Source organism: Cupriavidus sp. 22TCCZM04-2 (genome assembly GCF_057798895.1).
In genome coordinates this window covers 63,166-75,884 of sequence record NZ_JBYOJS010000019.1, presented here as the reverse complement: position 1 = coordinate 75,884, position 12,719 = coordinate 63,166, and the positions used below count along the sequence as shown (strand labels likewise).

General features: G+C 63.7%; 8 protein-coding genes. All 8 read right to left on the bottom strand.

The annotated features are described in order from the left end of the window. Window positions 1-7: 7 nt before the first annotated feature. The 8 genes from AC3FKG_RS23850 to AC3FKG_RS23815 all read right to left on the bottom strand — a co-directional run bounded on the left by AC3FKG_RS23850 (window position 8) and on the right by AC3FKG_RS23815 (window position 12,358). On the bottom strand, window positions 8-1,936 hold the full coding sequence (locus AC3FKG_RS23850) for an acyl-CoA synthetase (protein ID WP_488744316.1): 1,929 nt from the start codon (window positions 1,934-1,936) through the stop codon (window positions 8-10). 30 nt (window positions 1,937-1,966) lie between these two features. After that, window positions 1,967-3,007, bottom strand: a complete 1,041-nt coding sequence (locus AC3FKG_RS23845) for an alcohol dehydrogenase catalytic domain-containing protein (protein WP_488744315.1) — start codon at window positions 3,005-3,007, stop codon at window positions 1,967-1,969. After that, window positions 3,004-3,960, bottom strand: a complete 957-nt coding sequence (locus tag AC3FKG_RS23840; protein ID WP_483712162.1) for a fumarylacetoacetate hydrolase family protein — start codon at window positions 3,958-3,960, stop codon at window positions 3,004-3,006. Before AC3FKG_RS23840 ends, AC3FKG_RS23845 begins: the two co-directional genes overlap by 4 nt. A 46-nt stretch (window positions 3,961-4,006) precedes the next feature. After that, window positions 4,007-5,149, bottom strand: a complete 1,143-nt coding sequence (locus tag AC3FKG_RS23835; RefSeq protein ID WP_488744314.1) for a VOC family protein — start codon at window positions 5,147-5,149, stop codon at window positions 4,007-4,009. Window positions 5,150-5,414: 265 nt separating this feature from the next. After that, complete coding sequence (locus AC3FKG_RS23830) at window positions 5,415-6,893, bottom strand: patatin-like phospholipase family protein (protein ID WP_488744313.1); 1,479 nt, start codon at window positions 6,891-6,893, stop codon at window positions 5,415-5,417. Next, complete coding sequence (locus AC3FKG_RS23825) at window positions 6,893-8,260, bottom strand: TolC family outer membrane protein (RefSeq protein WP_488744312.1); 1,368 nt, start codon at window positions 8,258-8,260, stop codon at window positions 6,893-6,895. The genes AC3FKG_RS23830 and AC3FKG_RS23825 overlap by 1 nt, the downstream gene beginning before the upstream one ends. A gap of 28 nt (window positions 8,261-8,288) precedes the next feature. Beyond that, on the bottom strand, window positions 8,289-11,342 hold the full coding sequence (locus tag AC3FKG_RS23820) for an efflux RND transporter permease subunit (protein WP_488744311.1): 3,054 nt from the start codon (window positions 11,340-11,342) through the stop codon (window positions 8,289-8,291). Further along, on the bottom strand, window positions 11,339-12,358 hold the full coding sequence (locus AC3FKG_RS23815) for an efflux RND transporter periplasmic adaptor subunit (RefSeq protein ID WP_488744310.1): 1,020 nt from the start codon (window positions 12,356-12,358) through the stop codon (window positions 11,339-11,341). The genes AC3FKG_RS23820 and AC3FKG_RS23815 overlap by 4 nt, the downstream gene beginning before the upstream one ends. Window positions 12,359-12,719: the final 361 nt, after the last annotated feature.

Here is a 12,719-nt window from a genome sequence, read left to right as displayed (position 1 = left end):
CCTCGGGTCACGCCGGATGAGTGAAGTCGAGCGGGTATGGAAACCGACCTGCCAGGAGATCCCGCACCCGCGCTGCGTCGGCAGCGGCGCATTGAACGAATGCGACGGTACCTCGCCTGATATCCGACCCGACACGTACGCTGGCGGGTACACCGGCCTGCTCCAGTTGTTCGCGGAAGACTTCCTCGACCGCGCGCATGCGCAACGCCGCGCGTGCCACCTTGCCAATGGGAGTCAGCGGCAGCGTCTGCAGAATTTCGATGCGCGCAGGGACAGCAGCGCGCTCCGGTACTAGCGTGCGCGCCGCGGCCAGCAGTTCGTCGGCCGTGAGAACGTGCCCCGGCTTGAGCGTGACATAGGCGACAGGCAATTCACCGGCGTGCACATCCGGCTGGCTGACGGCTGCAACCATCGCCACCGCCGGATGCTGCAGGAGCGCTTCCTCGATCATTGCCGGGTCGATATTGTGGCCGCCTCGAATGATCAGCTCCTTGGCACGGCCCGTCAGGTGCAGGTAACCATCCCTGTCCAGATAACCGAGATCGCCAGTGTTGAGCCAGCCGGGCTTTAGCCAGATGTCGCGGTTATCGTGCTCCCGCAAGTAGCCCGGGAACACATTGGGGCCGTGAATACCAATAACACCCGTTTCCCCCGGCGCGGCCGGCTCACTGGCAAGGTCCGTGCTGCCAGTCTTCCATACTCCGATGGCCTGGTGAGGCAGGCGCAACCCAACGCTGCCAAGGCGGCGCTCGCCCAGAGGCGGATTCAGCGCTGAAACGCAGGCGCCTTCTGTCATCCCGTAGCCCTCGTACAACGGGATACCGGCGGCTGCTTCAAAGCGCCTTGCCACTTCGGCCGGCAACGACGCCGCACCGCAGAATGCGAAGCGAAGCGAGGAAATATCGGCACCATCGCGAGGCAGGTCGGCGAGCGCGCTATAGATCGTCGGCACACCACTGAAGCTGTTCGCCTTGAATCGTTCGACCAGCTTCCAGAAATTCGGCATCACGCCGTGACCACGATAGCCGGCCGCGGTCAGCATGACGACCTCCCAGCCACGATGGAAGGCGGCCAGGCCGGTGACCATCGCGCCGTTCACGTGGAACAGCGGGAGACCGCACAGGATTGTGTTGGGAGACGGGGTGAGAACGCCCAGCATGGCGGCAACGAACGCCTCGTTGAGATGCGCGTGCGTGGCGACTTTGGGCAGGCCGGTGGTGCCCCCGGTGTGGAAGTACGAACAGATGTCGCTCGGAAAAATGCGTCGCTGGGACAACAGCATGTCTGGTGGCTCCGCGGCCAACGCGTCTTCGAAGCTGACCACCCTCACTTCCACGCGAGCCGGCCGAGACGCAGCCTGGAAGGCCGTTTCCAGGCGCTTGCGCTCGTCGTCGCCAACGTAAGGCGTGGCGCTGACGACGAATAGGGTCTGCACCGCAGGGCAGCGGTCAACCACCGCGACGGCCTTATCCCATAGGGTGCTGTCTTCCATCGGTGCGCAGGCAACCAGCGCCCGGGCCCCGGCCTCCTCGACGATGGCCACAATATGGTCCACCTCGAGCATGGGGTTGATGGGGCTGGCAATACCTGCAGCCTGGGCGCCAAGCAAGGCGAAATGCGTCTGCGGCAGGTTCGGAAGTAGCAGGCTCACGGCAATGCCCGGCGAAATGCCACTACGGTGGAAGGCATTGGCCGCCTGCGTCACGCGCGCCTTGAGCGTGGCGTAGTCGACAGCAAACTCCTGCGCGTGCGGCTCGCCGTTCATCACGAAGCGAAGCGCTGTCCGCGCTGCGTAGCGATCGCAGGCGCGGCACAGGAGTTCGTATGTGTTCTGCGCGGGAACCTTGTCTTCCCACGGTGTGCGCTCAAAGGCGTCGATATCGGCCTGGGTCCGGATTTCGCCGGCCAAGGTCCCGCCCACCGTCGTATCGGGCATGCTTGTCTCCTTGATTGATGGTCTGTTTTGTCAGGATTGCTGTGGCAGCAGGACGGCGCGCCCGGGCTCGCGCCGGGTGACGTGCTGGTATGCCTGTTCAGCCTGCGAAAGCGGGAAGGTTTTTACGCAAAGCGGGCCAAGGGACGTTGCGCATGTGATGAGCGATTTCAATACAGCGTTGCTCGAGCGGAACGTCGTCCACCCATACCGTGCGCCATGCGGAACCAGGGCGCGTTTGGCCCGTTTGCCAGCCATCGAAGCAACGCCTCCCCCGACGAGGCCCAGCCTGTCGAAATTGCCAAGCAACGGATGGACCGTTGTGGCATGGCCCACCGCGTCAGACGAGAGCAGGTGCAGCAGCTCTGCTTCCTCGTCCCAGTTGGCGAAGTTCAGCGTGGCAGCAAAGTGCCGCGGCAAACTGGCGAGCGATTGCGCACGGCGGTCAACCACTTCGGTGGCACCAGCATCCAAACAGGCCTGTAGCCCGTCCTTTGAGCCGACCGCAGTGACATCGGCTCCCAGCAGGTAAAGCAACTTGACAGCAATTTGTCCGAGGCCGCCAGTCGCCCCATGCACAAGTACGGCCCGTCCGTTCACGGTATCACGCGAAATGCCAGCGTCCGCGAATGCTCTGGCCACGGTTTGGAAGTTGTAGGGCAACGTGGCGAGGGCTTCAGCGGGAATCGATCGAGGGCTGTGCGCAACGTGGTCAGGCCGGACGGTTACGTGCGTGGCATGCGTCCCTTCGCTTGACGGCGGCTTGGCCCCGAACACAGGGTCGCCTTCGCGCAAGCCTCTCACGCCAGCCCCCACGGCACAAACAGTCCCGGCAAAATCGTTTCCGAGAACCAGCGGCAGGCGCGTTGCCCCCAATAACGAGAAAATTCTCCTGCCGTAGCCGCTGCGTCGGCGCACATCGATAGGATTCACCGCCGCTGCCTCGACTCTCACCACGATCTCGCCATTGCGCGGTTTCGGGTAAGGCTTTGGACGAACCTCGAGCGCGAAGTCCTCGCCAAATCCATCGATCGCGGCCGCCGCGGCAGTTGGTTCGCCGTATGGGGCGTTCATGCCGACACCACGCGATTGCGCTGCTCGCCCAGCTCGATTGCACCATCGTCGGTGCGTATCGAAGCGGTCATGATGTCGCCCGGCTGCAGGTAGGCGGGGTTCGAGCGGCCCTTCTTGATGAAAAGCTTCCACTTCGTACGCTCGGACAGTACATGGCGGAACATCCACATCGCGAGCTTTCCCGGCGCGCGGGCCGCGCAGCCTGCCGGCGTGCCGGTAGCGATGAGGTCGCCGGGCAGCAGATCATGCAAGGCCGACAGTTCCGTCAGTGTCTGGTGCGGTTTGAATATCATGTCGCCGCAGTACGTGTCCTGCCGGGGCTGCCCGTTCACGTGGAGCCGCATGCGCAGTTCAGGCCAGCGCGCCCACTCTTCTGCGTTCAGCAGTACCAGGAAGGGACCCACGGGACCAAAGCTGCGATAACTCTTTCCTTTGTAGAACTGAGCCTGCGGCAACTGGACGTCGCGCGCGGAAACGTCATTGACAATCGTTACACCCGCCAGAAACTCGTGAAGCTCGTCCGGCCCGACACGCAGTGCGCCGGCCAGCGGCTTGCGGACAACCAGACCAAGCTCGATCTCGTAGTCGAGCAGGTGCACATGCCCCGGCCGCACCACGTCGGCGTCAGCCGCGGCAAGACAGGATGGAGCCTTGGTGAACAGCGTGTTGAAGCCGATCTTGCCGGGGTCCATGCCAGACTCGCGTACATGACTGGCGTAGTTAATGCCCTGGCACAGGAACTGCCGGTCTGGCGTGACTGGCGGCAGCAGCGTGACGCCATCGAGCGCAAGCGTTGCCTCGCCCGCGGTGCTGCGCCAGGCGGCCTCCAGGCCATTGGTGACGAAGTCGGCAGTACTCGCGCCATCGCAGCGCAACGGTGCGATGCGGCGGTCGTGGACCACGCCCCAGTGCGGCTCGCCGGCATGGATATATCGGACGACCTTGACAGCCATTTGTTCTCCTTGATGTGTGGGTTCTTGCAGGACCGCGATAGCGCATTCACAGCCAGGGTCTGGCAGGGCTCATGGCGCGGCCAAGCAATTTCAGGCGCTCCAGGGACAGCCGTCCGGTCCGCAGCAATCCAGCCACACGGAGCACCGTGTCGAAATTGCGCTTGACGCCCATGCTTGCCGGCACGTCGTCGCCCCAGGCCCAGATGCCGGCCATGTCGAGGGGGACGTAATGCGTTTCATGGTCCGCGGTGAAGACATCGCCGTCGGTGTAGTGCTCGAATTCCATGCCGTCCGGATCGAACCAGTAATCGAAGAGTTGGCTTCCGAGGACGTGCCGTCCGATGCCCCACATATGCCGGTGGCCGTTCGCACGCAGCACGTTGTGGCCCTGTCCGAGCGCATCGAGGTCGAGCACCTCGTACGCACTGTGCTCATACTTTTCCTCAATGCCTCCCGCGAGCACGAAGGAGTGATGGTCCGCGGGCGTGCTTCCCAGATCCAGGCGAAAGAAGCAGAGGTTCGGCGACCCGTCCTCTAGATACTGAACATCGGTCGGGATCAGGCCGAGATGCCGCATGTACCAGTGCGCCATGCCGGCAAAGTCAACGGTCTGCAGCACGACGTGGCCGAGCTTCACCACGGCTGCGGGCTCCAGCGGCGGCCGCACCATAGCGTTCACCCTGCGGAGCTGGGCGGGATCATTGGTGAGAACGTGTGTCGGCTCCCGCAATGGCAGCCGATTGAGCGGTTGCTGACCCGTGACCAGCCATAGAAGATTCCCCGCCGGGTCGGTCAACTCGACGCCAGCGCCGCCTCCCGGAATTGCGCCGGGCGGCAGTCGGCGGGCATTCGCCTCGGCCTCAAGACGAACCAGGTCGGCCTCGCTGCGAACGGTAAACGCGGCGCCGACATAACGCGAGCGCTTGCCTTTCTGTATCAACAGCAGGCATGGCTGCGGCCCAGCGCCGCGCATCAGCAACTGCTTGTCCGTGCGCGACACGCTACACATGCCGAAATCCGTCAGGAAGGTCTCCGCAGCACGCAAATCATGTTTTTCAAAGATGAGAAAAGCAAGCGCCTGGGCTCTCACCACGGCTTCTGGCCGTGGGAGTTTCTGGACCGAGGGAGGCAGTGCACTTTCTGGATATGCCGGGGGCGTGCGCAGCACGCTGCGAGGCTGGCGGGTCATGTCGTCTCCTTGAAGTGGCCGGGCACGCTCTGCAGCGACGCCCGTTCTTTTTATGACATTATGGTCATCCTGACTGCTAAGTCAATATGAAAATAGAGATCGGGATGTGGGATTTGCGGGCGCGCCGCCTGAGTGAATCTTGGCGCGCCGTATGGTGCTCTCCCGACTGGATACTGTCGCGACCGGACTCCCGCAGGCCGCAAATGCATAGCAAACTCCTTCGTTTGGCGGCCAACGCCGCCTTGCACCGCTAGCGCCGATTGCATCATTCGCCATGGCCGGCATGCAGGCTCGGCCTGGCGTCCGCCCGCGCCAGACCTTCTGTGAGCCTCTGGAACTCGGCCGAATCGCGCAGCGCCTCGCGGCCCGCTTTCACCAGTTGATGCGCTTGTCCCGGCAGGATCGTCAGCGCCGTGGGTACTTGAAGCAGTGCCTGACGGACTCCCGAGTCCTTCACGTCGCGCAGGCTGACACTGATCACATGAATTTCTGCGTCCGGTGCAAACGGGCTATCTTTCGTGCCCCGCACTTCGGTCAACTCCTTGGCCCAGCGGCGGGCGTTGTCATCCATGGCCGCGATGGTTTCACCGGTTGCGCGGGAGCCGGCGCCGAAAATCAAAGAATCCAGCACCTGGGGCGTCACGGGCACCCGGTCGCTACGGTCAATGCGCTCGGCGGTGTCCCGTTCTGAATTCACGCTGATCAGTACGATCTTGTGTACGGAGCCAGCAGGAAGGTTTCCGAAACTCGCGTCGAGCGAGCCGCGCGCAGCAGTACGGTCCAGCAGGCCACGCACGCCGAGGTTGTCCACCAAGCCTCCGTCCACAAGATGCAGGTACGGCCTGTTTTCAGCATCGAGATAGCTTTGTGCATTGGCATGCAGCATCCTCGCCTGCAAATTGCGGTCGCTGCGTACCGTATCCGCGAGTTGGGCCGCCTGGGGACAGGCGCCGGCATAGTTGTGCAGCGTCACCGGACTGAGCAGAATCGGAACCGATGACGACGCGGCGACTGCGAATGACAGGGGCACGCTGCTCAGGTCTGAGCAGATCAGGGCAAACTGCTCGGGGGTGAACTCGAACGCCGCGCCGGTGGTAAGGTCGGTCGCGGTTACGAGCAGATGCGGCCCCCGGCTTCGGCCGCGCAGGTCGCCGAAGGTCTTGCCCCGGTAAAGCGCGTCAAGCTTTTCCTGCAGGACATTGGTGCGGCCGAACCATGGCGAGGTCATCCTGTACAGCGTGCCGGGCGCCAACACATGGCCGACGAGGCCGCCCTGGAAGTCCGCCAGCAGGAATTCAGGCTCGAAACGTGTCAGGGTCTCGTCGCCAAACGCGGCGAAATAGGTAGCCAGTACACTGCCGCCGGACACGCCGCTGACAAGGCCGACCTCATCCAGCAGCGTCGTGCTGCGCCCTTCCCACTCGAAACGTGTGGCTTTCATTTCCTCCAGAACGCCGAGGCCGAACGCCGCTGCACGCGCACCGCCGCCGGACAGCGTAACGGCTGCGATGATGCTCGGCGGCCGCGACGGTTCCGGCACCTGGACCGGGGTCGTCGACGGAAGCGGGGAATCCGCCGAAATCGGCTCGTTGATCCACGGCCGCGCGGTCGAGCACGCCGCCAAAGCGGCGGCTGCGAACAATAACGTCAGGCGCCGGGCCATGCCGGCGGCTTTCTGTGCCAGCGCACCCGCGGGATTCGATGTCGTCGCGGCGCAAGCGACGTTCACGTTGTCCGCGCGCATTACGACGCCAGCCATGCGCCCAACCCGCGCAGGCTGTCCTCATTCAATTCGCCGGCTGCGGCTTCCAGCCGCAGGCGACCCATCAGATAGTCGACGCGTGCCTGGATCAAGTCCAGCTCCGCCCTGTACATGCGCTGCTGCGCGTCCAGGACATCGAGTTGCGTACGCGTCCCCACGTCGCGTCCGAGCGTGGTCGACTCGAGCGCGCTGCGCGCAGAGACAAGCGCCTGATCGAGCGCGGCGATGCGAGACACCCCCGTCTTGACCGCGAGGAATCCGTCCTGCACCTGCAATCGCACGTCGCGTCGCGCGGCGGCAAGTTCCTGCTCGGCCTGGCGCCGCCTGGCGGCAGCCTCCCGCTCTCGCGAGTCGATGCCACCGCCCGCGTAGATCGGAATATTGAGCTGGAGTCCGACCAGCGCCGTGCGGTTGCCCTGTCGCGCCACCAGTGGCGACAGGTTGCCGTTCTGGTCCTCGGTGCCATAGCCGGCCACCAGGTTCAGCGTGGGCCGGCTTGCAAGCCGGAACTTGTCGATCTCCGCCCCGGCAATCTCAAGCTCGGACTGCCTGGTCTTGACCAGGGTGTTGCGATCCTCTCCCTTCGTCTGCCAGGCAGTCAGATCGTCGGGCAGCGGAGGCTGCGCGGCAAAGGTCGGCGCCAGCGCCGACAGACGCTCGGGTGCGACGCCGATCGTCTCGCGATAGCGCGTGCGCCGCAGTTCAAGCGACGACCTGGCCGACACTTCCCGCGCTTCGACGCCGTCGAGCCGCGCCTGTGCCTCCTGGAGGTCCGTAATCTTGCCCTGCCCCACGTCGAAGCGCGCTTTGGCACGGTCACGCTGCTGGCCCAACGCGCGTTTCTCGGCCTCCACGACGCGCAGCGTTTCTTCGGCGACGATGACCCCGAAATAGGCATCTGCCACCCGCAGTGCGAGATCTTCGCGGGAGTGATCGAACTGCGTTTTCGCGAGTTCGGACTGCTCGCGCCATTGGCGCCGGGTGGCGCCCGCGGCCTTGTCGTAGAGCGGTTGCACGAGTTGTACCGAAGCTTGCCGCACCGTACCGTTGGTGTTGGATGGCGCCAGACCAGACAGCGGTGGCGGGAGTTCAGCGGTGGAGCGGTTGTTGATCCGCGACACGCCAGCTTGCAGGTCGATGCGCGGACGCAGCAATGCGTTACCCTGTACCGCCTTTTCGCGGCCCGCGGTCAGCGCTTCATCGGCAGCCAGCATTGCCGGATCGTTACGTAGCGCCTGCGAATAGGCCTCAATCAGGTCCATTGCGCCGGCCTGTCCGGCACCGGCCGCCAAAAGCAGGGCGAACGCCGCCTGCGCCGCCCGTCGGGCGGTGTTTGAATTGATCATCATTGGGATAACTCTTTGTCTTGAATGCCTGTCAGTGCGTGCCAGTACGTTGGGCGCGGTAACAGGCGGCGTACAGTGCGGGCAGGAACACCAGTGTCAGCAGCGTTGCAACGGCCAGGCCACCCATGATTGCCCATGCCATCGGGCCCCAGAACACCGAGTGGGTCAACGGCACCATGCCAAGGATGGCGGCCAGCGCGGTGAGAACGATCGGCCGCAGTCGACGTACGGCGGATTCAACGATGGCCGTCCACAGCGGCACGCCCGCTGCCACGTCCTGGTCGATCTGCACCACGAGAATCACTGAGTTGCGGATGATCATGCCCGCCAGCGCAATCACCCCCAGCATCGCCACGAAGCCGAACGCGATGTGGAAGGCCGCCATGATCGCGCTCACGCCGATCAGGCCCAGTGGCGCGGTCAGCAGCACCAGCCCCATCTTCTTCATGTCCTGCAGTTGAATCATCAGGAGCAGGAGCACGACGATGACGGTCACGGGCATCACCGCAAAGACGGACTTTTGCGCCTTGGCACTCGATTCGGTCGCGCCACCAACGTCGATGCCATAACCCATCGGCAGACCCTTGGTCAGCGCCTCGATCTTCGGCATCACCGCCCGCGTAACGTCCGGCGCCTGCGCACCCGAGACGTCGGCGCGCACGGTCAGCGTCGGGATGCGGTTGCGCCGCCAGAGCTCGCTGTCCTCGCTCTCCAGCGAAAGCCGCGCGACCTGCGAAACCGGCACGAACTTGCCGTCGCGCAGATAGATCTTTGCGTCCTTGAGGTTGTTCAGGTCGGTGCGTTCCGCTTCAACAAGGCGAGCGACCACGTCCAGTCCCTGGTCCCCTTCGCGGTACTGGGTGACCGGCGTGCCGGACAGGGAAGCTTGCAGTGCCTCCTTGATCTGGCCGGAACTGACCCCGAGCACGCGTGCCTTGTCCTGGTCGACATCGACCTGCATGCGCTTGACCCGTTCGCCCCAGTCGGCATTGACGCGGCGCAGATTCGGGTTGTCACGCATGATGGCTGCCACGCGCTCGCCGATCTCCCGGACCTTGGCGTTGTCGCTGCCGTAGACGCGGAACTGGACGGGATAACCGACGGGCGGACCGTTCTCAAGCCGCAGCACCCGGCCGCGCACGTTTGCAAAGCGCTCGTCGAACAGCTTGTCGATCTTTGCCATGACACGCTCGCGTGCCTCGCCGCCCTTGGTCATGATCATCAGCTCGCCCAGGTTCAGATTGGGCGTCTGTACATCCAGCGGCAGGTAGAACCGGGGCGCGCCATTGCCGACGAAACTCGTGACCGCTTCGATGTCCGCGTCGCGCTTGAGCAGACGCTCCAGGTCACGGACTTCGCGCTCGCTGGCGTCAAACGTCGAAGCCTTGGGCATCCACAGATCCACGATCAGCTCGGGCCGGTCCGATGCCGGGAAGAACTGCTGTGGTATGAACTTGAACAGCGCCAGCGAGCCGGCGAATACCGCGAACGTAATGGCGATCACCCAGCGACGCTGGACCAGGCAGAAGTTGATGAAATGCCGGAACTTGACGTAGAACCCGCGCTGGTACACCGCGTCTTCGTCATGGGAAGCGTGCGCTTCCTGCTTGAGCAGCTTGAAGCCGATATATGGCGTGAACAGAACCGCCACCACCCACGACAGCAACAACGAGATGCCCACCACCTGAAACAGCGAAAAGACGTACTCACCGGTTCCTGACTTGGCGAAGCCGACCGGCAGAAAGCCTGCTGCAGTGATCAGCGTGCCTGTCAACATTGGGAATGCGGTCGCCGTGTAAGCATAGGTGGCCGCGCGAAACTTATCCCAGCCCTGTTCAAGCTTCAGGGCCATCATCTCGACGGCGATGATCGCATCGTCGACCAACAGGCCCAGCGCAATGATCAGCGCGCCAAGCGAAATCCGCTGCAGGTCAATGCCAAGCACATACATCGCGAGAAAGGTCATGGCCAGCACCAGCGGGATGCTCATTGCAACCACCAGCCCACTTCGCACGCCCAGCGAAAAGAAGCTGACGGCCAGCACGATCACTACCGCCTCTGCCAGGCTCTTCTTGAACTCGAAGACCGAGTGCTCGACCACGCGTGGCTGGTCGCTGACGGCATGAATCTCCACGCCGACCGGCAGTTCGGCGCGGATGCGCCGCACGGTTTCGTCCAGTTGCTGGCCGAGGTGGATCACATCGCCACCCTTGCGCATGCTCACCGCCAGGCCCATCGTCTCGGAGCCGTTGAAACGCATGCGTTGTGCTGCCGGCTCGATAAAGCCTCGGTGGACATCGGCAATGTCACCAAGCCGGAACGTCCTGCCGCCGGCATGGATGCCAATCGCGCGGATGTTCTCGACCGAATCAAACTCTCCGCCCACTGTCAGGCGCACCTGCTCGCTCGTGCTCTGTACCGTGCCCGCAGCGGTCACTGCGTTGGTCTGGGCCAGCGTTGAGGCGATGAGGGCGGGATCCAGGCCCAGCGACGCCAGTTTGGCGGTGGACATCTCCACGTAGATCTTCTCTTCCTGCTTGCCAATCAGATCCACCTTGTTGACATCGGACACGCGCAGAAACTCGTTGCGCGCGGCGTCGGCAAAGCGGCGCAGGTCCTCATAGCTGAAGCCGTCCCCGGTCAACGCATACATGTTGCCGAAGGTATCGCCAAACTCGTCGTTAAAGAAAGGGCCTTGCGTGCCCTGGGGCAGTGTCTGGCGGATATCGCCCAGCTTCTTGCGTACCTGATACCAGACGTCAGGAACCGCTTTGGGCGGCACGTTTTCGCGCAAGTTGACTTTGATCTGGGTCTCGCCCGGCTTCACATAGCTGGACGTGTAATCGATCTCGGCAACTTCCTGCAGCTTGCGCTCGATCTTGTCGGTGACCTGGTCGGCCATTTGCTGCGCCGAACTGCCGGGCCAGTACGCCTGCACCACCATGGTCTTGATGGTGAACTCAGGGTCCTCCTTCTGGCCCAGGCTGCTGTATGCCAGGATACCGGTCACCGACAGGAGCAACAGCAGGAATGCGATCATCTGCTGGTGCTTGAGTGCCCATTCGGAGAGATTGATGCCTTTCATTTTTCGCTCCCTGCCTGGCTCGCGGAAGCGGTAGCGTTGGTGGCCTCGATGACTTTGACGCGTTGGCCGGCCTTGAGCATATGGACGCCCGCCGTCACCACGGTTTCCCCTCCGAACAGGCCGGCGGTTACCAGCACGGTGTCCTTCTGCGCGCTGCCAAGCTGCACATCCCGCGCCTGGACACGCGAACTCTTGGGGGGCACGATCCACACCTGGCGGCTGCCGTCGCGGTCCACGATCGCGGTCAGGGGCAGCCGGATCGCGCGGTTTCCGTCCACGTCGGGCGCGAACACTGACGCCGTCATGCCGAGGCGCAGCAGCGTCTCGTCCGGATCCTGAATCGAAATGCGCGCGGAATAGGTGCGCGTCACGCTATCGGTATCCGGGGCGAGCTCACGCAGCGTGCCGGTCCAGGCCTTGTCCGGATGGGCCCAGACGGAGACCTGCAGGGACTTGGCCTTGCGCAGTTCCTCGACGCGGGACTCGGGAATGCTGATCGCCACCTCGCGCTCACCGTCCGCGGCCACTGTGACGACGGACTGCCCAGGCGACACGACCTGGCCGGCCTCCGCGCCGATGGCGCTGACGACACCATCGCGATCCGCCACGAGCGTGGTGAATCCCTCCTGGTTGGCATTCAGCTTCTGTCGCGCCAGTGCGGAGCGCAATTGCGCTTCGGACTGGTCCAGCGCGAGACGCTGCTGGTCCAGCTCCGCTTGCGACGCGAAATTGCGCGCCAGTAGTTGCTCGATCCGCTTTACGTCCACACGTGCCTGCGCGACGCGGCTGCGCGCCGCATCGACATCGGCGGCGGCTGTCACCTGCAAGGCCTCCTGCGTCGGATCCAGCCGCAGCAATACCTGTCCGCGCTTGACATGGGCACCCACGTCGACCAGCCGCGCGACGATCTTGCCCCCGGTACGGAAGCTCAGCCGGCTCTCGTACCGGGCGCGAATTTCACCTGAATAGCTTGCGCCGACAGTACCAGGGGTCTGGCCGGCAATGATCGTGCGCACCGGACGCACTTCCTCATGCTGAGGGGGCTCAGCCCGGGAACAGGCGGCGACCGCGCAGACCGCGATCAATGTAAGGGCTAGGGTTTTACGATTTCGGGTCAATTTCTGCCTTCCTTTCAGATCCGCTGCAGGGCGGCCGTTGTGCGGTCCTGGCCGCCGGGCGCCAATCCGCCAAAAGTGCGTCGAGTCGCATGCAGTCCAGCTCGCATGACGCGATAGTTCACTCGCTCCGGGACGGGGGCCTCGGTATCGACGGATCGAACTATATATCATCATTTACGATTTGTCATGATGACGCTTAGTGTATTATGTAAAGGTCAGAAACACGCCGGCGCGGGCGGAAGGCGGAATGAGGAGCAAT

Excerpts from the sequence above, each read along its gene's own strand:
- AC3FKG_RS23850 (WP_488744316.1), bottom strand. The coding sequence starts at position 1,936 with ATGCCCGATACGACGGTGGGCGGGACCTTGGCCGGCGAAATCCGGACC.
- AC3FKG_RS23845 (WP_488744315.1), bottom strand. The coding sequence starts at position 3,007 with ATGAACGCCCCATACGGCGAACCAACTGCCGCGGCGGCCGCGATCGAT.
- AC3FKG_RS23840 (WP_483712162.1), bottom strand. The coding sequence starts at position 3,960 with ATGGCTGTCAAGGTCGTCCGATATATCCATGCCGGCGAGCCGCACTGG.
- AC3FKG_RS23835 (WP_488744314.1), bottom strand. The coding sequence starts at position 5,149 with ATGACCCGCCAGCCTCGCAGCGTGCTGCGCACGCCCCCGGCATATCCA.
- AC3FKG_RS23830 (WP_488744313.1), bottom strand. The coding sequence starts at position 6,893 with ATGCGCGCGGACAACGTGAACGTCGCTTGCGCCGCGACGACATCGAAT.
- AC3FKG_RS23825 (WP_488744312.1), bottom strand. The coding sequence starts at position 8,260 with ATGATGATCAATTCAAACACCGCCCGACGGGCGGCGCAGGCGGCGTTC.
- AC3FKG_RS23820 (WP_488744311.1), bottom strand. The coding sequence starts at position 11,342 with ATGAAAGGCATCAATCTCTCCGAATGGGCACTCAAGCACCAGCAGATG.